Origin of the sequence: Actinomadura nitritigenes (genome assembly GCF_017573545.1) — a bacterium.
Lineage (GTDB): Bacteria > Actinomycetota > Actinomycetes > Streptosporangiales > Streptosporangiaceae > Spirillospora > Spirillospora nitritigenes.
Map to the genome: position 1 here is coordinate 1 of NZ_JAGEOK010000021.1, position 18,385 is coordinate 18,385.

Annotated in this window: 17 protein-coding genes; 7 read left to right on the plus strand and 10 right to left on the minus strand. The window is 72.8% G+C overall.

Annotation, left to right across the window (positions count from 1 at the left end; genetic code table 11):
• The 4 genes from J4557_RS29545 to J4557_RS29560 form a co-directional block, all read right to left on the minus strand.
• Window positions 1-1,281: ABC transporter ATP-binding protein (locus J4557_RS29545; protein WP_208270031.1), on the minus strand; the 1,281-nt coding region annotated here is incomplete at its 3' end.
• 20 nt (window positions 1,282-1,301) lie between these two features.
• On the minus strand, window positions 1,302-2,132 hold the full coding sequence (locus J4557_RS29550) for a carbohydrate ABC transporter permease (protein ID WP_208270032.1): 831 nt from the start codon (window positions 2,130-2,132) through the stop codon (window positions 1,302-1,304).
• Window positions 2,132-3,085 (minus strand): carbohydrate ABC transporter permease, encoded by a 954-nt coding sequence (locus J4557_RS29555; RefSeq protein WP_208270033.1) that lies wholly within the window; start codon window positions 3,083-3,085, stop codon window positions 2,132-2,134. The genes J4557_RS29550 and J4557_RS29555 overlap by 1 nt, the downstream gene beginning before the upstream one ends.
• An 11-nt stretch (window positions 3,086-3,096) precedes the next feature.
• Entirely contained in the window at window positions 3,097-4,410 is a 1,314-nt protein-coding gene (locus J4557_RS29560; protein ID WP_208270034.1) for an extracellular solute-binding protein, read from the minus strand.
• 236 nt (window positions 4,411-4,646) lie between these two features.
• On the opposite strand from J4557_RS29560, the gene J4557_RS29565 reads away from it, so the two are divergent.
• Window positions 4,647-5,960 carry an ammonium transporter gene (locus tag J4557_RS29565; protein ID WP_307800280.1) on the plus strand — a complete coding sequence of 438 codons (1,314 nt, stop codon included), beginning with the start codon at window positions 4,647-4,649 and terminating at the stop codon, window positions 5,958-5,960.
• A gap of 111 nt (window positions 5,961-6,071) precedes the next feature.
• Here J4557_RS29565 and J4557_RS29570 read toward each other — a convergent pair whose 3' ends face one another.
• Window positions 6,072-7,073 carry an SCO0930 family lipoprotein gene (locus tag J4557_RS29570; protein ID WP_208270035.1) on the minus strand — a complete coding sequence of 334 codons (1,002 nt, stop codon included), beginning with the start codon at window positions 7,071-7,073 and terminating at the stop codon, window positions 6,072-6,074.
• Window positions 7,074-7,248: 175 nt separating this feature from the next.
• Here J4557_RS29570 and J4557_RS29575 point away from each other — a divergent pair, with 175 nt between their 5' ends.
• The 4 genes from J4557_RS29575 to J4557_RS29590 all read left to right on the plus strand — a co-directional run bounded on the left by J4557_RS29575 (window position 7,249) and on the right by J4557_RS29590 (window position 11,101).
• A complete protein-coding gene (locus tag J4557_RS29575) occupies window positions 7,249-8,232 on the plus strand; it encodes a hypothetical protein (RefSeq protein WP_208270036.1) in 984 nt (327 codons plus the stop codon).
• A 23-nt stretch (window positions 8,233-8,255) separates the two neighbouring features.
• Window positions 8,256-8,597, plus strand: a complete 342-nt coding sequence (locus J4557_RS29580; protein WP_208270037.1) for a PASTA domain-containing protein — start codon at window positions 8,256-8,258, stop codon at window positions 8,595-8,597.
• 59 nt (window positions 8,598-8,656) lie between these two features.
• A complete protein-coding gene (locus J4557_RS29585) occupies window positions 8,657-9,733 on the plus strand; it encodes a quinone-dependent dihydroorotate dehydrogenase (RefSeq protein ID WP_208270038.1) in 1,077 nt (358 codons plus the stop codon).
• A 105-nt stretch (window positions 9,734-9,838) separates the two neighbouring features.
• On the plus strand, window positions 9,839-11,101 hold the full coding sequence (locus J4557_RS29590) for a calcium:cation antiporter family protein (protein ID WP_208270039.1): 1,263 nt from the start codon (window positions 9,839-9,841) through the stop codon (window positions 11,099-11,101).
• A gap of 9 nt (window positions 11,102-11,110) precedes the next feature.
• Here the strand turns inward: J4557_RS29590 and J4557_RS29595 are convergent, their stop codons facing one another.
• Complete coding sequence (locus tag J4557_RS29595) at window positions 11,111-12,583, minus strand: DUF7059 domain-containing protein (RefSeq protein WP_208270040.1); 1,473 nt, start codon at window positions 12,581-12,583, stop codon at window positions 11,111-11,113.
• A 200-nt stretch (window positions 12,584-12,783) separates the two neighbouring features.
• Complete coding sequence (locus tag J4557_RS29600) at window positions 12,784-13,158, minus strand: ArsR/SmtB family transcription factor (protein WP_208270041.1); 375 nt, start codon at window positions 13,156-13,158, stop codon at window positions 12,784-12,786.
• Between the two features lie 88 nt (window positions 13,159-13,246).
• Between J4557_RS29600 and J4557_RS29605 the strand changes: the two genes are divergently transcribed.
• Window positions 13,247-14,491 carry an MFS transporter gene (locus tag J4557_RS29605; RefSeq protein ID WP_208270042.1) on the plus strand — a complete coding sequence of 415 codons (1,245 nt, stop codon included), beginning with the start codon at window positions 13,247-13,249 and terminating at the stop codon, window positions 14,489-14,491.
• Here the strand turns inward: J4557_RS29605 and J4557_RS29610 are convergent.
• The 3 genes from J4557_RS29610 to J4557_RS29620 form a co-directional block, all read right to left on the minus strand.
• Complete coding sequence (locus J4557_RS29610) at window positions 14,479-15,321, minus strand: N-acetylmuramoyl-L-alanine amidase (protein WP_307800281.1); 843 nt, start codon at window positions 15,319-15,321, stop codon at window positions 14,479-14,481. The two genes, J4557_RS29605 and J4557_RS29610, sit on opposite strands and share 13 nt — an antisense overlap.
• Before the next feature lie 169 nt (window positions 15,322-15,490).
• Window positions 15,491-15,727 carry a hypothetical protein gene (locus J4557_RS29615; RefSeq protein WP_151542608.1) on the minus strand — a complete coding sequence of 79 codons (237 nt, stop codon included), beginning with the start codon at window positions 15,725-15,727 and terminating at the stop codon, window positions 15,491-15,493.
• Between the two features lie 354 nt (window positions 15,728-16,081).
• The gene (locus J4557_RS29620) at window positions 16,082-17,197 is read right to left on the minus strand and encodes a LacI family DNA-binding transcriptional regulator (RefSeq protein ID WP_243776556.1); all 1,116 of its coding nucleotides are present in this window, start codon (window positions 17,195-17,197) and stop codon (window positions 16,082-16,084) included.
• A gap of 290 nt (window positions 17,198-17,487) precedes the next feature.
• Here J4557_RS29620 and J4557_RS29625 point away from each other — a divergent pair, with 290 nt between their 5' ends.
• Window positions 17,488-18,177: a TetR/AcrR family transcriptional regulator gene (locus J4557_RS29625; protein WP_307800282.1), complete on the plus strand. Its 690-nt coding sequence runs from the start codon at window positions 17,488-17,490 to the stop codon at window positions 18,175-18,177.
• Window positions 18,178-18,385 lie beyond the last annotated feature (208 nt).

Here is an 18,385-nt window from a genome sequence, read left to right on the forward strand (position 1 = left end):
CGCGTGCGTTGTGGGGCGGCCGTCCGGTCTCGCGCCGGCGCCCTCGCCGGGGCGCTGCGCCCGGCGCTGGGCCTCGCGGGCGCGCTCGGCCACCCGCGCCAGCTCCGCGACCCGCGCCTCGTCGCGGGTGAGGTTCTCGCCGCTCGCCGGATCGAAGATGTGGATCTTCGAGGTGTCGATCCACAGCTCCGCCTCGTCGCCCGGCGCGATCCCGCTGGACGCGTCCAGCGCCACCACCGCCTGCGTGCGCAGCTGGTCGCTGTCCAGCTCGCGGGACAGGTCGCGGAGCTGCGCGGCGAGGTCGGCCGGCGCCTCGTACGGGACGTAGGCGTACAGCTCGTTGCCGAGCCACTCGGTGACGTCGACGCGCGCGCTGACCGTGCTGCCGCGCGCCTTCTTCTCGGCGCCGACCAGCGCGGCGTCCTCGAAGTGCTCGGGGCGGATGCCGACGAGCACGACGTCGCGGCCCTCCACCGCGGCGGCCTTGCGCGCGTCGCCGACCTCGAAGCGGCCGAGCGGGGTGTCGAGCGCCGTGCCGTCGACGGACGCGGGCAGGAAGTTCATCGACGGCGAGCCGATGAACCCGGCGACGAACAGGTTGACCGGCTCCTCGTACAGCTCGCGCGGGCTGCCGACCTGCTGCAGGACGCCCTTGCGCAGCACCGCGACGCGGTCGCCGAGCGTCATCGCCTCCGTCTGGTCGTGCGTGACGTACACGGTGGTGACGCCGAGCCGGCGCTGGAGCCGGGAGATCTCCGTGCGCATCTGCCCGCGCAGCTTGGCGTCCAGGTTCGACAGCGGCTCGTCGAACAGGAACGCGTTCGCCTGCCGGATGATCGCGCGGCCCATCGCGACGCGCTGCCGCTGCCCGCCGGACAGGTTCGCCGGCTTGCGGTCCAGATGCTCGGTCAGCTCGAGCAGCTCGGCGGTCTCGCGGACGCGCCGGTCGACCTCCTCGCGCGGCACCTTCGCCAGCCGCAGCGGGAACGCGATGTTCTCGAACACCGTGAGGTGCGGGTACAGGGCGTAGTTCTGGAACACCATCGACAGGTTCCGCTGCCGCGGCGCGATCGTGTTGACGACCCGCTCGCCGATGCGCATCTCACCGCCGGTGATGTCCTCCAGCCCGACGATCATCCGCAGCAGGGTGGACTTGCCGCAGCCGGACGGCCCGACCAGGATCATGAACTCGCCGTCCCGCACGTCCAGGGACACCTCGTTCACGGCCGGGAACCCGTCGCCGTACCGCTTGACGATGTTCTTCATGGTGATGGCGGCCATGCTTCAACCCCCTCGGGCCCTCAGCCCTTGACTGCGCCGGACGTCAGCCCGGCCACGATGCGGCGCTGGAACGCCAGGACGATGACGACGATCGGGACGGTCACCACGACCGCCGCCGCGCAGATGGCGGTCGTCGGCTGCTGGAACTCCGACGCGCCGGTGAAGAACGCGAGCGCGGCGGGCACGACCCGGGCCCGGTCCGACGACGTCAGCGAGATCCCGAAGACGAAGTCGTTCCAGCAGAAGAAGAAGGTGAGGATCGCGGCGGTGAACACGCCGGGCGCGGCCAGCGGGACGATCACCTTGCGGAACGCCTGCCAGGTCGTCGCGCCGTCCACCTGCGCGGCCTGCTCCATCTCCCACGGGATCTCGCGGAAGAACGCCGACAGCGTCCAGATCGCGAGAGGCAGGGCGAACGAGATGTACGGGATGATCAGCCCCGGCCAGGTGTCGTACAGGCCGACGTCGCGCCACAGGTCGAACAGCGGCCCGACCAGCGACACGACCGGGAACATCGCGATCGCGAGGGCGAACGACAGGATCGCCTTCTTGCCGGGGAACTCCAGCCGGGCGATCGCGTACGCGACGAGCGTGGCGAACACGACGCCGATCACGGTCGCGATCAGCGAGATGCCGATCGAGTTGATCAGCGCGGCGGTGAACAGGTCGGTCTTGAAGACCGTCCGGTAGTTGTCCCAGGTCCAGTGGTGCGGCAGGAAGCCCTTCTGGTTGCCGATCTCGCCGGGCTGCTTGAACGACAGCATCACGATCCACAGGATCGGGAACACCGTCCACACGAGGATCAGCAGGGACGCGGCGGCCCACAGCCATTTGGAACGGGCGGTCTCCATCACTTCTCGCCTCCCCCGCGCTCGCCGCGCGCCTGCGCCAGGTCGACGCGGAACCCCTTGATGAACACGACCGCGATGAGGACCACCGACAGGAACAGCAGCACGCCGACCGCGTCGCCGAGCCCGATCGCGGTCCGGGTGATCGTCTGCCGGTAGGTGAGGAACGACAGCGTCTCGGTCTTCTGCTGGCCGGACGTCATGACGAAGACGTTGTCGAAGATCCGCCACGCGTCGAGCGTGCGGAACAGCACCGCGACGAGGATCGCGGCCTTCATGTTGGGGATCGTCACCCGGCGCAGCCGCTGCCACGCCGTCGCGCCGTCCACGGTCGCGGCCTCGCCGAGGTCGCCCGGCACCTGCGCCAGCCCGGCGAGGAGCAGCAGCGACACGAACGGCGTCGTCTTCCAGATCTCCGACAGGACGATCACGGTCATCGAGGACCAGCGGCCGGAGAACCAGGCGTAGTCGCCGAGCCCGAACCAGGAGTTCACGAACCCCGACTGGAGGTCGAACGCGTACTTCCAGGCGAACGCGGAGATCACCGTGACGATCCCGTAGGGCAGCAGGATCGCGGTGCGGACGGTCCGCCGCGCGAAGACCGCCCGGTGCATCACCATCGCGAGCGCGAACCCGATGACGAGCTCCACCGCGACGGTGACGAAGGTGATGACGAAGGTGGTGAGGACGTCCTGCCAGAACAGCGGGTCGGACAGCGCCGTCCCGTAGTTGGCGAGGCCGACGAAGCGGCGGTCGTCCGGCGCGGTGATCCGGTAGCTGAACAGCGACAGGTACAGCGCGTTGACCAGCGGGTACGCGGTCACGACCAGCATGACGATCACGGCCGGGGCGGACAGGAGGAGGCCGAGCCGGCGTTCGGCGCGGCCGCGGTCGGAGATCTCCGCCGTGGGCGCCGCGGGTCTTCCGGCGGCGGGGGCGGTGTGCACTGCGGTCATCGTCGGTCCCTTCAGAGCAGGCGCTGGTCGCGCAGGACCTGGTGGACGAACGTGGCGGACTCGCGCGGCGTCGAGTTCGGGTTCACCGACGCCGGCGGGTGCCAGCGGCTCTGGATCGCGCCGGACACGTCGGTGTAGTACGGCGTGATCGGGCGCGGCGCCGCCGCGTTGATCGAGTCGCGGATCAGCCCCGCCATCGGGAACTGCTTCCGGATCTCCGGATCGTCGTAGACGGCCGGGCGCGCCGCCGGGTTGCCCTCGGCGAGCATGTACTCCTTCTGGTGCTCGGTGGAGGTGATGCACGTGACCGCGTCCACCGCGAGGGTGTCCTTGTGCTTGCCGTAGGCGCCGATCGCGACCTCGATGCCGCCGAACGGCGGCTTGGAGTCCTGGCCCGCCGTCACCTTCGGGTAGCGGGCCCAGCCGATGTCGGACGGGACCGCCTTGCCGATGACGCCGGCCTTGGCGTCGCTGGCGTCGGCGGCCCAGATGTAGGGCCAGTTGACCATGAAGCCGCCGCGCGCGCCGTTGAACAGGGCGCGGGACTGCTCCTCGATGTCGGTGGAGAGCGTCGGGCTGGCGGCCCTGGAGTTCGCCAGCCGGCGGATGATCGCCGCCGCGGCCCGCCCGGCCGGGGAGTCGATGTCGATCCGCGCGTTGTCGCCCTTCTGCGCCTCGCTGACCACCTGCCCGCCGGCGGACGCGACGAGGGCGTTGATCCACACCATGTAGCCCTCGTACTTGTTGGCCTGCACGCCGACCGTGGTGCCGGTGCGCAGCGCCGCGTCGATCATCTTGTCCCAGGTGAAGTCGGGCGCGTTCGGATCGACGCCGGCCTTCTTCACGGCGGACTTGCGGTACCAGAGCAGCTGCGTGTTCGCCCAGAACGGCGCGGCGTACAGCTTCCCGTCCCAGGTGGAGCTCTGCACCGCCACCGGGAACACGCCCTGCGTGAACCGGGCCGCCTGGCTCGCCGGGAACGGCCGCAGGAAGCCGGCGTTCGCGGCCTCCGCGACGAACACCGGGTCCAGGCTCATCAGGTCGAGCCCGCTGTCCTTGGCGGCCAGCCGCCGGACGAGCTGCTCGCGCTGCTGCGTGGCGTCGTCCGGCATCAGCGAGGTCTTGATCCTGTACTTGCCGCCGGACGCCTTGGAGCAGGCGGCGGCGAGCTTGACCTGCCCGCCGTTGTCGGGGTTGATGTACCAGTTCAGGGTGGGTGTTCCGCCGCCTCCGCAGGCGGCGAGGCAGCTCGCCGGCAGCGCCAGCGCGACCGCGGCTCTCAGTGCGGTACCGGTTCTGCGTGCTCGTCCGACTCCCTCGACCATCGGGCCTCCCGAAGCCACCCACCATGTGCGGGCGCTTCGCCGGAACGCATCCATGGCGGGTCCGATTTCATGAGAACACCGGAATGCGTAACTGTCGAGATGCGAAGAGTGAGGTGGTGAGCGGAACGCAACGCACCGGCAACACGAAACACAGCCGAAACAAAGCGGCATAAGACGCGAAACGGACGCGGGTGATTCTCGATGGCGGACACCGGATCCGCGAAGGGGGAGACGCCGTGCCCAGAGGAACCGATGCGGGCGACACCGCGTGGCTGCTCGCCAGCACCGCGCTCGTCCTGCTGATGACGCCGGGACTCGCGCTGTTCTACGGCGGGATGGTCCGCGCCAAGAGCACCCTCAACATGATCATGATGAGCCTGGTCTCGGTCGCGCTGGTGACCGTCTCCTGGCTCGTCGCCGGCTACAGCCTCGCGTTCGGCCACGATCTCGGCGGCCTCGGGCTGCTCGGCGGATTCGAGCACGTGGGCCTTAAAGGCATCACCCCGACGACACCCCATGGTCACGTCCCGGCGCTGCTGTTCGTCACCTTCCAGCTCACCTTCGCGATCCTCACCACCGCGCTCATCAGCGGCGCCATCGCCGACCGCGCCAAGTTCTCCGCCTGGATGGTGTTCGTCCCGGTCTGGGCCCTCGCCGTCTACGCGCCGATCGCCCACTGGGTGTGGGGCGGCGGCTGGATCTCCCACCTCGGCGCCCTCGACTACGCGGGCGGCCTCGTCGTCGAGATCGCCTCCGGCGCGTCCGGGCTCGCGATGGCGCTCGTCCTCGGCCCTCGCATCGGGTTCCGCAAGGAGGCGATGCGGCCGCACAACCTGCCGATGGTGCTGCTCGGCGTCGGGCTGCTCTGGTTCGGCTGGTTCGGCTTCAACGCCGGGTCCGCGCTCGCCGCGAACGGGACCGCCGCCGCCGTCTTCCTCAACACCCTCGTCGCCGGCTGCACCGGCCTGCTCGGCTGGCTGCTCGTCGAGCAGCGCCGCGACGGCCGCCCCACCACGTTCGGCGCCGCGTCCGGCGTCGTCGCCGGGCTCGTCGCGATCACCCCGTCCTGCGGGTCGGTGAACGTGCTCGGCGCGCTCGCCGTCGGGCTCGTCGCGGGCGTCGTCTGCTCCTACGCGGTCGGCTGGAAGCACCGGCTCGGCTACGACGACTCCCTCGACGTCGTCGGCGTCCACCTCGTCGGAGGCGTCATCGGGACGCTGCTGATCGGGCTGCTCGCCGTGCGCTCGATGACCGGCGGCGCGGCCGGGCTGATCGCCGGCGGCAGCGGCGTCCAGCTCGGCAAGCAGGCCATCGCGGTCCCGGTCGTCGGGCTGTTCGCGTTCACCGTCACGTTCGCGGTCGGGAAGCTGATCGACAAGGTGATGGGGTTCCGGGTGTCCGCCGAGGACGAGACCAGCGGCGTCGACCTCGCCCTGCACGCCGAGACCGCCTACGAGCACGGCGTCAACGGCCACGCCAACCCGCTCGGCAAGGTCGCCGCCCACCCCTCCCCGCTCGGCCTCGCCAAGCAGCAGGAGCAGGGCGCCTGAGCCGCCCCGCCCCGGACAGCGCGCAACGGCGAAGAAGGCGCGGAAGGCTCGCGGACCCCGACCGACCCGCGATCCTCCCGCGCCTTCGCCCATGGGGACGGCGCCAGGGGCTCAGTAACCGCCGCCCGTCCCGTAACCGGAGCCGCCGCCGGACCCGGTGCCCGAGCCGCCGCCCGCGCCGCCGGAGCCCGCGCCGGTCATGATCTTCGCGCCGCTCGGCCGGGTCAGCCACCACACCCCGCCGACGCCCTGGCCCTTGGTGTCACCCGGCCGCTTGTCCTTCTCGTAGAAGTACATCGGCCAGCCGTTGACGGTGAGCTGGCACTTGCCGTCGTCCTTGCGCTCGATGAAGTTGACGACCTTCCGGCTGACGCCTTCGAGCTTGAGGTGCTTCCAGCCGTTGAACACCGCCGGCGGCCACGCCTTCTTGCACGCGCCGAAGCACGTGGAGTTCGGCGGCTTGCTGGTGTCCTTGTCGTAGCGGTACAGCGTGCGACCGTTCCCGTCGGTCAGGATCATCCCGAACTTCGGGTCGTTCTTCGCCCTGACGACCGTCCAGCCCTTCCACCTGTTCGCGGTCTTGGCCGCCGCGAGCGCCTTCTTGCCGGTCGGCGCCGCCGCGTACCACTTCTTCCCGACGCCCTGCCCGCGCACGTCGCCCGGGCTCTGGTCCTTCACGTAGCGGTACAGCGGCCAGCCTCCGAGGGTGACCTGCCACTTGCCGTCCGGCCGCCGCACCTTCCCGACCAGCGCCGCCTCGACGCCCTTGACCTGCGTGGCGGCGCCGTTCGCCCACACCGGCGGCCACGCCTTCGCGCACGCGCCCGCGCAGGTCGACGCGGGCGGCTTCGCCGTGTCGTCGTCGAACCGGTACAGCGTCCTGCCCTGGCCGTCCGTCACCACCTTGCCGAGCCTGGTGACGCTCGCGACCTCCAGCGTCGTCGGCGCGGCGGACGGCGACGGCGACGCCGGCGGGTCCGCCTGGGCCCTGCTCCCGGCGGCGGCGTTCCGCTGCCCCTTCCCGTTCCCGCTCTCCTGCCCGCACGCCGACAGCACCATCCCGGACGCGATGAGGGCGGCCGCGGCGGGGAACGCCCAACGTGGGAAATGCATCTCGTGTCCTCCATGTGTTGTGGGCCCCGGCTCGGTCCGGGCGCCGCACGCCGATCGAGGAGGCGGCCGCACCGCTCGTCCTGATCGAGGAGCAGTACGGTGAACGGCGCGGAACGGGTTCAACCTCGGACACGTCCCAGGAAAAGCCCACGAACACCGCGATCGAGGTATGCAGGTGCCGACCCCCGACCGTCCGAGCCGCCCGTCCCCCGACACGGCCGGCCTCTTCGCCAAGCCGCCGCCGCCCGAGCCCGACCCGCCGGCCGGTCCGGCCTGGCTCGTCTTCCCGGCGCGGGTGGTCGCGCTGATCGTCGTCGTGCCGTTCCGGCTCCTGTACGACCTGCTCAGGGTGATCGGGCGCGGCGTCGCGGCGTGCTGGCGGTTCCTGATCCGCGTCCCGGTGGCGATCGCCGTCGCGCTGTACCGGTGGGTGCTGCGGCCGCTCGGCCTCGTCCTGTGGTGGCCGCTGCGCATGCTCGGCCTCGGCATCGCTGCCGCCGCACGCTGGCTCTACCGGTACGTTCTGACGCCGATCGGGCACTTCCTCGACCTGGTCCTGCTCGGGCCCCTCCGCGCCCTCGGGCGGGGCCTCGCCTGGCTCGGCAGGTGGATCGGGCGCGGGCTCGCGTGGCTATTCCGGGGCGTCGGATGGCTCCTCACCGTGCTCATCGTCCTGCCCCTCGGCCTGCTCTGGCGGTACCTGCTGCTGCCGCCGCTGCTCGGGCTCGCCTGGGTCGCGCGCTGGATCGGGCGCGGCCTCGCCGCCGCATGGCGGGCCTTCGCCACCGCCGCCGTATGGGCATGGCGGCAGACCGGGCGCTGTCTCGGGTGGCTGCTGCGCGTCCTCGTCGTCATTCCGGCGCGCGCGCTGTGGCGGTACGTGCTGGCGCCTATCGGCGCAGGCATCGCCGGGACGTGGCAGCTCTCCGCCCGCGTCCTGTTGTGGCTGTGGCGCACCCTGGTGGTCGCGCCCGTCCGCGTGCTGGTGGTGATCCCGCTCCGCTGGTTCGGGACGAACGTGCTGGCCCCCGCCGGGCGCGGGATCGCCGCGGCGTGGCGTGTCACCGTCCGCGACCCGCTGCGGGCCGTCCGCCGGACGCTGCGCGAGGCGGGCCGCGACGTCCGCAGGACGCTGCGCCGCACGTTCCTCGGCCGCTGACAGCAGAAGAGAGAGCGGGAGCCATGAAGAAGCACACCACCACCGCCGCACTGCTCCTCGCGGCGGCGGCCCTCCTGACCGGCTGCGGCGACGCCGGAAGGACGCACCCCGCGCGGACCGGCAGCGTCATCATGCCGAAGGAGGTGGGCAAGCGGGGCGATGCCGCCGAGGACGACCTCCACCGCCTCGGGTTCGCCGACGACCGGATCAAGCTCCGTCCCGAGATGCACGTGTTCGTCGGCATGCCCTCCCATTGGGTGGTGGACGAGCAGTCGGTCAAGGCGGGCGCGCGGGTGGACCTCCGCGCGAAGATCGTGCTGACCGTGCACAGGATGAACCACCCCTGGCGGCATCACGACTACTGACGGGCGCGCACCGCCCCGGGCGGGCGGGGCGGCACCGCCGGGCTGCGATACTGGCGGCGATGTATCGACTCCTGTTCTCACTGGTCATCGCCCGGATCTCCGCGGAGACCGTGCACCACCTGACGCTGCGGGCGCTGCGCGTCGTCCAGGGCGTCCCGGGCGCGGCGCCGCTGCTGCGGCGGGTCCTCGCACCGCGCGACCCGGCGCTCCGCGTCCACGCGCTCGGCCTGGACTTCCCGAGCCCGCTCGGGCTCGCCGCCGGGTTCGACAAGGACGCCGTCGCCTACGAGGCGCTCGGCGCGTTCGGGTTCGGCCATGTCGAGATCGGCACCGTGACCGGACGGCCGCAGCCCGGCAACCCGCGCCCCCGGCTGTTCCGCCTCGTCCGCGACCGGGCGGTCATCAACCGGATGGGGTTCAACAACGCCGGCTCCGAGGCCGCCGCCGCCCGGCTGCGGAACCGCCGTCCCGGGACGATCGTCGGGGTCAACATCGGCAAGACCAAGGTCGTCCCGGAGGCCGAGGCCGCCGCCGACTACGTCGCGAGCACCGAACGGCTCGCCCCCTACGCCGACTACCTCGTGGTCAACGTCAGCTCCCCGAACACGCCGGGGCTGCGGAACCTGCAGGCCGTCGAGCACCTGCGGCCGCTACTCACCGCCGTCCGCGAGGCCGCCGACCGGTCCGCGCCGCGCCGCGTCCCGCTGCTGGTCAAGATCGCGCCGGACCTCGCCGACGACGACGTCGACGCGGTCGCCGACCTCGCCCTCGACCTCGGCCTCGACGGGATCATCGCGACCAACACCACCATCGAGCGCTCCGGCCTGCGCAGCGACGCCGCGCTGGCGAAGGAGGCCGGCGGGCTGTCCGGCGCGCCGCTGAAGGACCGGTCCCTGGACGTCCTGCGCCGGCTGCGCGACCGCGCCGGCGACCGGCTCGTCCTGATCTCGGTCGGCGGCGTCGAGTCCGCCGACGACGTGTGGGAACGCGTCCGCGCCGGCGCCACCCTCGTCCAGGGCTACACCGGCATGATCTACGGCGGCCCGCTGTGGGCCCACCGCGTCCACCGCGACCTGGCGCGCCGCCTCAGGACCAGCGCCTTCCCCACCATCACCGCCGCCCGCCACCCCGGCTGAGTCGCGGCGCCCGCCCCTGCGCGGCGGACGAGGGCGGCCCGCCGCGACCCAACGGAGATCACGGCTTTGCCGTGAGCTGAGCATCGCGCGGGCACGAGTGCAGGTATGCCCGGCGACCTGGTGCCCCGTGAGACGCTGCTCGTCCGCATCGGCGCCGCGCTGGCCGTCGGCATGCCCGCCGTCGTGACGCGGGTCGCCGGGCTGCACCCGCCCTCCGTCGCCGCCGCGGTGATCTACGGCGCCGGGGTGCTGGCCGCCGCCGTCCTGCTGATGTGGGCCGCCGAGACGGCGCGCGCCGACATGTCGGGAGCGCTCGCCCTCGCGCTGCTCGCCCTCATCGCCGTGCTCCCCGAGTACGCCGTGGACGTGTACTACGCGTTCGCGGCCGGCACGAGACCGCAGTACGCGGGCTATGCGGCGGCCAACATGACGGGCGCGAACCGGCTCCTCGTCGGCGTCGGGTGGGCGCTGGTCGTGCTCGCGTTCACGCTCGGCGCGCGGCGGGCGGCGCGGCGGCGCCGGCGGCACGGCAGGCGGCCCGGCGGACGGCCGGGGACGCCGCCGCCCGGCGAGCGGCGGGACGTGCGGCTCGCCCCGCACCACCGGATGGAGCTGGGCTTCCTCGCGCTCGCGACCGTGCTCGGCTTCGTCCCCGCGCTCACCGCCGAGATCGGGTGGTACATCGCGATCGTCCTGATCGCCGTGTACGTGGTCTACCTCGGCCGGATCGCCCGGGGCGGCGGCGAGGACGTGGAGAACCTCGCCGGCGTGCCCGCCTGGCTCGTCACGCTGCCGCGCCGGATGCGCCGCACCGCCACCGCGGCCGGGTTCGCGGTCGGCGCGGTCCTCGTGTTCATCTCCGCCGAGCCGTTCGCGAACTCGCTGGTGGACGCCGGGTCCGCGCTCGGCGTCGACGAGTTCCTGCTGGTCCAGTGGCTCGCGCCGCTGGCGTCCGAGGCGCCGGAGCTGATCGTCGCGGTGATGTTCGCGTGGCGGCTGCGCGACGCCGACGCGATCGGCGCGCTGCTGTCCAGCAAGGTCAACCAGTGGACGCTGCTGATCGGCAGCCTGCCCCTCGCCTACAAGGCGGGCGGCGGCGCCTGGTCGCTGCCGCTCGACTCGCGGCAGCTGGAGGAGGTGCTGCTGACCGCCGCGCAGACCGTCCTCGGGCTCGGCCTGCTCATCGACCTGGTGCTGCGGCGATGGGAGGCCGCGCTGCTGTTCGCGCTGTTCGCGATCCAGTTCGCGCTGCCGGGCGAGCAGGCCCGGCTGGTGCTCTCCGGGATCTACCTCGCGATCGGCTTCACCGTCCTGATCAACCGGTACCGCGATCTCGGCCGCGCGATGGAGACCGTCCTCAGGCGGTAGCCGACACGGCTAGACCGTCTCGAAGAAGCCGTCGGCGATCAGCTCGGGCAGCACGGCCTCGGCGTGCGCCCGGACCTGGCCCGCGTCCATGCCGGTGAGCTGGGCGATCGCGTCGAGGAGGGGGTCGATCGGGAGGCTGCCGTCGCAGACCCCGGCGAGGGCCGCCTCCACCGTGCCGACCCCGGCGGCCCGGCGCAGCCCGGCGGTCTGCCGCAGGACGATCCGCTCGGGGTCCTCGGCGCCCGGCGGGCCGACCTGTTCCTGGACGAGCCCGGCCGCGGCCCGCACCCGCGATCCACAGCCTGTGGAAAACTTTTCGGCGTTCCGGAACCCGTCCAGGACGCTTTCCACATAGGCGCCGACCGGTTGGTCGACGGCCTGCCTCAGCTCCTCGATCCGGACGGAGGGGCGGTCGCTGCGGCGCAACGTGATCCACCCGAACCCGATGCCGGTGACCCCCTGCCGCTCGAAGTGGTCGAGCCACGCGTCGTAGCGCGCCCGGTGTTCGGGCGTTCCCGCCTCGCACGAATCGCGCAGCCACAACTCGGCGTACTCGGCGGGGTCCTGGACGTCCCGCTGGACGATCCACGCGTCGCAGCCCGCCGTCCACGCGCCGACGCGCTCCTCCCACGGCACGCCGTCGACGTGCAGCCAGTTGGCCAGGAGCTGGCAGTACCCGCCGTCCTCCAGCATCTCCGGCGCGGCGGCGACGAGCCGCCGGCAGAAGTCGTCGCCGGGCATCCCGGACTCCCGGTAGGTGAACCGGCGGTCGCCGGACGGCGCGACCACGAACGGCGGGTTCGACACGATCAGGTCGAAGCGGCGGCCCCGCACCGGCTCCAGGAGCGACCCCTCCAGCAGTTCGACACCGTCCGTTCCGGACAGCGCGAAACTCATCGCGGCGAGCTCCAGGGCGCGCGGGTTCACGTCCGTCGCGGTGATCCGGCCGGGGCGCAGCCGGTCGTGCAGATGCACCGCCTGGACGCCGCAGCCGGTACCGAGATCGAGGACGTTATCCACAGCCTTGTGGACAACGAGCCGGGCCAGATTCCCCGACGCGCCGCCCGCCCCCACGACGTGGTCGTCCGCCGGCACGGCGCCGGAGCCTGGCCGCACCTTGAGATCGGAGACGGCGTAGCCGGCGTGCCCCTCGCCGCCCACCGACTCCAGCGGCTCGGCGTGCAGCAGCGGCCGCACCTCGGCGCCGGACGGCTCGGCCAGCCCCGCCGCGAGGAGGTCGCGGGCGTCCAGGCCCGCCGCGGCGAGCGCGGACGCGTCCACCGGCACCTGAAGCCAGAACAGCCGGGTCAGCAGCTCCAGCGGCGACCCGCCGCGCGTCGCCCGCAGCGCCGGGACGACCTCGTCGCGGGCCAGCGCGCCGCCCGCGACCGCGCCGAGCAGCCCGCGCACGCCGCCGACGGTGTAGCCCGCGTCCTCGAACGCGGCACGGACGCGGCGCAGGGGCTCCCGAAGATCACGCATCCGCCCATCCTGCCCGACCGCTCTCCGGCATGTGCGAACCCGCGCTGCACCGCCCGGCCCCACAGGAACCGCAGGCGTCGCGATCGCGAGCGAAGCCGGATCCGAGGGAAGCGAGAATCCGATCGCGCAGCGAGTCCCTGGGCGAGTCGGAGCGATGCGGCGATCGCACACGCACACGTCGCCCGTTGAAGGAAGGCCGTCTAGCGGCCTGACGCCGAGGACGACGCGATCAGATCCAGCAGGCCGGGGAAGCGGGCGTTGAGGTCGTCGATGCGGACCTCGCTGCGGCGCTCCAGGCCGTACTGGCGCTGCCGCAGGACACCGGCCTCGCGCAGCGCCTTGAAGTGGTGGGTCAGCGACGACTTCGGCCGGTCGAACCCGAACCAGCCGCAGGGATGGTCGAACTCCTCGCGTTCGAGCAGCAGCCTGCGCACGATCTCCAGCCGCAGCGGCCCGCTGAGCGCGCCGAACACCGTCTCCAGCCGGAGGTCCTCGACGGCCGGCTCCGGCAGGGGCTCGGGCAGTCCGGGCGGTTCGGCCATCACCCGGATCGCCGGTCGCACGGTCGTCGCCATGTCGCGTCCCCTCTCCCGCTTGTACGAATTTCATCGTACTGCATGCTAGGTTCGAAAAAAGTCGTACTGCTTCGGCGAAGGGACCCCCATGCCGCACGCCCGGACGATCCGCACCCCCGAGAGCGCCCCCGAGGACGCCCCGCCCGCGGGCATCCCCACCCGCTGGATCTGGCTCGCCGCCTGGCCCGTCACCGCCGTCTTCGTGCTGTCGAACGCCGCCACGCCGCTCTACGTGCTCTGGCAGCGCGACATCGGCTTCTCCAGGGGCACGCTCACCGTCGTCTTCGCCTTCTACATCGTCGGGCTGCTCGGCTCCCTGCTCGTCTCCGGCGTGCTCTCCGACCGGCTCGGCCGCCGTCCCGTGCTGCTGCCCGCGCTCGCCCTCGCGCTCATCGCCTGCGGCGTGTTCGCGACCGCCGGCACCGTCGCCGCGCTCATCGCCGCCCGGCTGCTGACCGGCGTCGCCGTCGGCGCGGCCGTCTCCGCCGGCATGGCCGCCGTCACCGACGTCGCCGGGCCGTCCCGCCGCCGCCTCGCCGCGCTCCTCGCCTCGTCCGCGATGGTCTTCGGCGCCGGGCTCGGGCCGCTCCTGTCCGGCGTCCTGTCCGAGACGCTGCCCGCCCCGACCGTCACCGTGTTCGCCGTCGAGGCCGCCCTGCTGGCCACCGCGGTCCTCGTCGTGCTGCGCATGCCGGTGGGTCGCCCGTCCGGCCCCGCCGCGCGGTCGTGGATCCGGGTACCGGGCGTGCCGCGCGGGAGCGCCATGCGGCTCGTCGCCGGCATCGCGGTCTTCGCGCCCGGCATCACCGCGACGTCGTTCGTGCTGTCGCTCGGCCCGTCACTGCTGTCCGGGCTGCTCGGCACCGGTGACCGGATCGTCGCCGGCGGCATGGCGTTCGTCATGTTCGCCGCCGCCACCGGCGTGCAGTTCGCCGTCCAGCGGCTGCCCCGGCGCGCCGTCCTCCTCGCCGGCGCCGCCGCCACGACCGCCGCGATGGCCGCGCTGGTCGCCGCCGTGCACGGCGGGTCGGTCGCGGCGCTCGCCGCGTCCGCCGTGCTCGCGGGCGCCGGGCAGGGGATGGGCCAGCTCGGCGGCCTGTCCCTGCTGAACTCCGCCGTCCCGCCGCGCCGCCTCGCCGAGGCCAACGCCGCGTTCAACATCGGCGGCTACGTCCCCGCCGGCCTCCTGCCGGTCACCGCCGGCTACCTCAGCGACGCCGTCGGCCTCACCGCGGGCGCCACCCTGTTCGCCGCCGCGCTGGCCGCCCTCGCCGTGACCGGCGGCCTCGTCGTCCTGGCGGCCCGCCGCCACGCCGACGATCAGGCCAGGTAGTTCTGGAAGCCCTTCGCGAGGGACTCCGCCATGCGCTGCCGGAACGAGGCGCTGGTCATCTTGGCCGCGTCGCCCTTGTTGCGCATGTTGCCGCACTCGATGAAGACCTTCGGGACCGTCGACATGTTCAGCCCGCCGAGGTCGCTGCGCTTGTCGATCGCCTTCGTGCCGAGATACGTGGAGTAGGAGATGCCGGTGCCGGAGTGGTACGCGTCGCGCAGCGCCGTGCCGAGCCGGGCGGACGGCGCGACGATCTTGGCGTTCCTGCCGACCGCCAGCGGCTCGATGATGTGGAACCCGTGCCCGGACGCGGCGGCGCCGTCGCCGTGGATGGAGATGGCGGCGTCGGCGTGCGCGGCGTTGCCGACCGCCGCCCGCTGGTCCACGCACGGCCCGACGCCCGTGTCGCTCCTGCGGGTCAGCGTCACCTTCGCGCCCTCGGCGCGCAGGATCTTCGCCAGCCGGTTCGACACGTCCCAGGTGAAGGCGTGCTCGGAGTACCCGGAGACGGTGTCGGTGCCGGTGGTGTCGCACTCCTTGGTGCCGTTGCCGACGTACACCTGCTTGGCGATCTCGCGCGGGTGCGAGGCGTTCCCGCCGTTGTGGCCCGGGTCGATCACGATGACCTTGCCCGCCAGCGGGTGGCCGCCGGCCCCCTTGGTCGAGACGGGGCCGCCCGCCGAGGTGCCCGTCGTCGCGCCGGTGGTCGGCGGCGCCGCGGTGTCACCGGCCGGCGACGCCTTCCCACCGGACGATCCGCCGCACGCGACCAGTGCGCCGAGGCACAGCGCGAGACCGGCGACCGCGGGGCCTCCTCGTTGGATGCGCACAGACCGTCCTCCGTGATGACTTCGTTACCGACCCTGACAGTCTGCACACGCGCGGGAGTTCGTCAAACGAAGTCGGAGAAACGGGTAGGGCGAGTTCCGGCCGTACCCGGTCAACGAGGACGGCCGTACGCGGCCCTGGCGCGCCCGTACGGGCGCGGGGAGGCACCGGTCAAAGGAGCGGGTCCTCCTTGCCCAGCAGCGCCGCCAGCGCGCGCGCCTCGTCCGCGTCCAGGCCGAGGACCACGCGGGGCCGCCCCCAGGGGTGGTCGATCGAATGGGCGACGTAACTGGCGACCGACTCCGAGACCTGCTCGGCCAGGCCGCGCGCGTGCCGCCACTGCGACCACGCCTGCTCCAGTTCGCTCGCCGCGCGCTGCGCGCACGACACCAGTTCCGGATCACGCACGAGCTGAACCCCCTTGGGTGAACACGACCCTTGCCCATGTCCGCCCGGCCGCGCGGGCGGCCCCATACAGGAGCCGCCCGCGCGCCACGCCGAACGGTGAGTCCATTAAGGCGCCGCCGGGGGAACGGAGGCCGGTGAATGCGGCAGGCTTGGCCAGCCCCTTACCCGCACCACACCACTTCGAGGAACACGGGCCGTCCGGAGCCCCGGACGGACGCGAGGGGAGCGCGCGCGGGCAGGTGCGTAGAGAACCCGGGCGGGCGCGAGGGAGCCCCAGGCAGGTGCCAGGAGAGTCCGCGGGCAAGGGGAGAGGGGAGCGCCCGCGGGCCGTGCGCGCCGCACGGCGTTGCCGCGCTAGACGGCGGGAGCGGGGCCGGTCGTCGAACGGATCACCAGATGCGGGACGACGAGGTTCTGCTTGGCCGCCCGGGACGGGTCGCCGATCCGCGCGGTGAGCAGCTCCGCGGCCACCCTGCCCATGTCCCGGCGCGGCTGATCCACGCTGGTCAGCGAGATGTGCCGGATCGCGGCGAGATGCGTGTTGTCGTAGCCGACGATCGACAGCTCCCCGGGCACCGACATGTCCAGCTCGTCCGCCGCCGACAGCGCGCCGGTGGCGACCAGGTCGTTCGGCGCGAAGATCGCGGTGGGCCGCTGCTCGCGGCGCAGCAGCTCCAGGGTCGCCCGGTAGCCGCCGTCCTCGGTGAAGTCGCCGGGCTCGACCACGATCTCGTCGCTCAGCCCGTGCCGGCGCATCGCCTTCTCGTAGCCCGCCCGCCGGTACCGCGCGGTCGTCGAGCGCGCCCCCTCGATGTGCGCGATCCGCCGGTGCCCCAGGCCGACCAGGTGGTCGACGGCCAGGCTCGCACCCAGCTCGTCGTCGTCCACCACGATGTCGACCCCGACGACGTCGCGCTCGCCGACGACCACCACCGGGACGCTCGCCGCGGCCTCCTTCAGCGACTCCGGGACGACGCTGAGCAGGACGAGGCCGTCCACCCGCATCTCCAGGAACGCCTCGACGGCCTCCGCCTCGAACAGCGGGTCCCAGCGGCCGCTGCCGACCAGCATCCGCAGCCCGGCGCCGTGCAGGCTCTCCTGCAGGCCGTCCAGGAACTCGGCGAAGAACGGGTTGTGCAGGTCGGCGACGATCGCCCCAATCAGCCGGGTGCGGCCCTCGACCAGGCTGCGCGCCACCGCGTTCGGCCGGTAGCCGAGCTCGCGCGCCGCCTGCAGCACCGCCTGCCGGCGCCGCTCGCTCACGTGCGGTGACCCCCGCATCACCAGCGACACGAGCGACTTGGACACGCCGGCGCGCTCGGCGACGTTGCGGATGGTCGGTTTCGGCGCGGGCACCGGTCTCCCCTCGTCGCTGCCGCGCGCCGCGGAGGCGGGCTCGCGCGGCGGGGGCACCGCGCCCTCCCCCGCCACCGGCGTCTCGTGCGGGGGGCTTGCTTCACCAGCTGACATGGCACTCCGTCCAGGGGGGCCTAGGCATGCCTCATGGGTCTTGGCGGACCTGCCGCGGCGGCGCGCCGCGGGGGTCGGCGCACCTCCTGCGCCGCGGAGGAGATGCCATGATGCCTCTCCTTCGCCCCATATCGTCGCAACAGTGAGTAACGGGCATACGACAATGGCAGTTGCGGCCTGTGGTGTTCCGGATCACAGCGGTGTCGGCGGGTGATCACGAGGCGGTGAAAAGCCCGCCCCGCGGGACGCGCTCGCGACCCGCCCCGGCCGCCCTCGGATACGCTGCCCAGGTGGCAGAACGTGCGGTGGCCGGCGGTAAGGCGCGGAGCCGGCAGGGCGGCGGGCAAGGACGCCGCAGGCTCAGCGTGGACGAACGGCGAGAGGAACTGATCGAGGCGGCGCTGCAGCTGTTCAGCACGCGCTCGCCCGAGGACATCTCGATCGACGACGTCGCGGCCGCCGCGGGCGCCTCGCGCGCGCTGGTCTACCACTACTTCGGCGGCAAGTACGAGCTGTACCTCGCGGCGCTCGGCAGCGCCGCCAAGCAGCTGTCGGTGCTGCTGGAGCCGCCGGCGGAGGGCAAGCCGCTGGAGCGGCTGCGGGTGTCGCTGGAGCGCTACTTCGACTTCGTGGAGAGCCACGCGGCCGGTTACACGGCGCTGCTGCGCGGCGGGCCCGCGGACCGCTCCGGCGAGGTCGGGGAGATCGTCGACGGCATCCGGCAGCTCCTGCTGGACCGGATCCTGCACTCGCTGGACGTGGAGACCCCGCCGCCGATCCTGCGCATCACGCTGCGCTCGTGGATGGCGGCCGTGGAGACCGCGGGACTGGACTGGCTGGACAACCGCGACGTGTCCCGCCCCGAGCTGGAGGCCCTCGTGGTGGACCAGCTCGTGGTGATGCTGAACGTGGCCGGCAAGCACGACCCGTCGACCGGCGCCCTGTTCGACCGTCTCGCCCAGGAAGAGATGAGCGTCTGACCGGTCCCCCGTCCTGCCACAACGGGAAGACCCGGTGACCTGATCCGGTCACGCCCTGTGCAACCGAACCGTCACGCGAGCGCGCCAACCGACCGGTGGGGGCGAAGCCGGAGGCGAGCCCCCACCGGGAAGCTCGCGAAGCGAGTTCGCGCTCGCCCGAGCACGGTCAAGGGCCGAGCCGCCAGGCGAGGCTCTGCCGCCAGGCGAG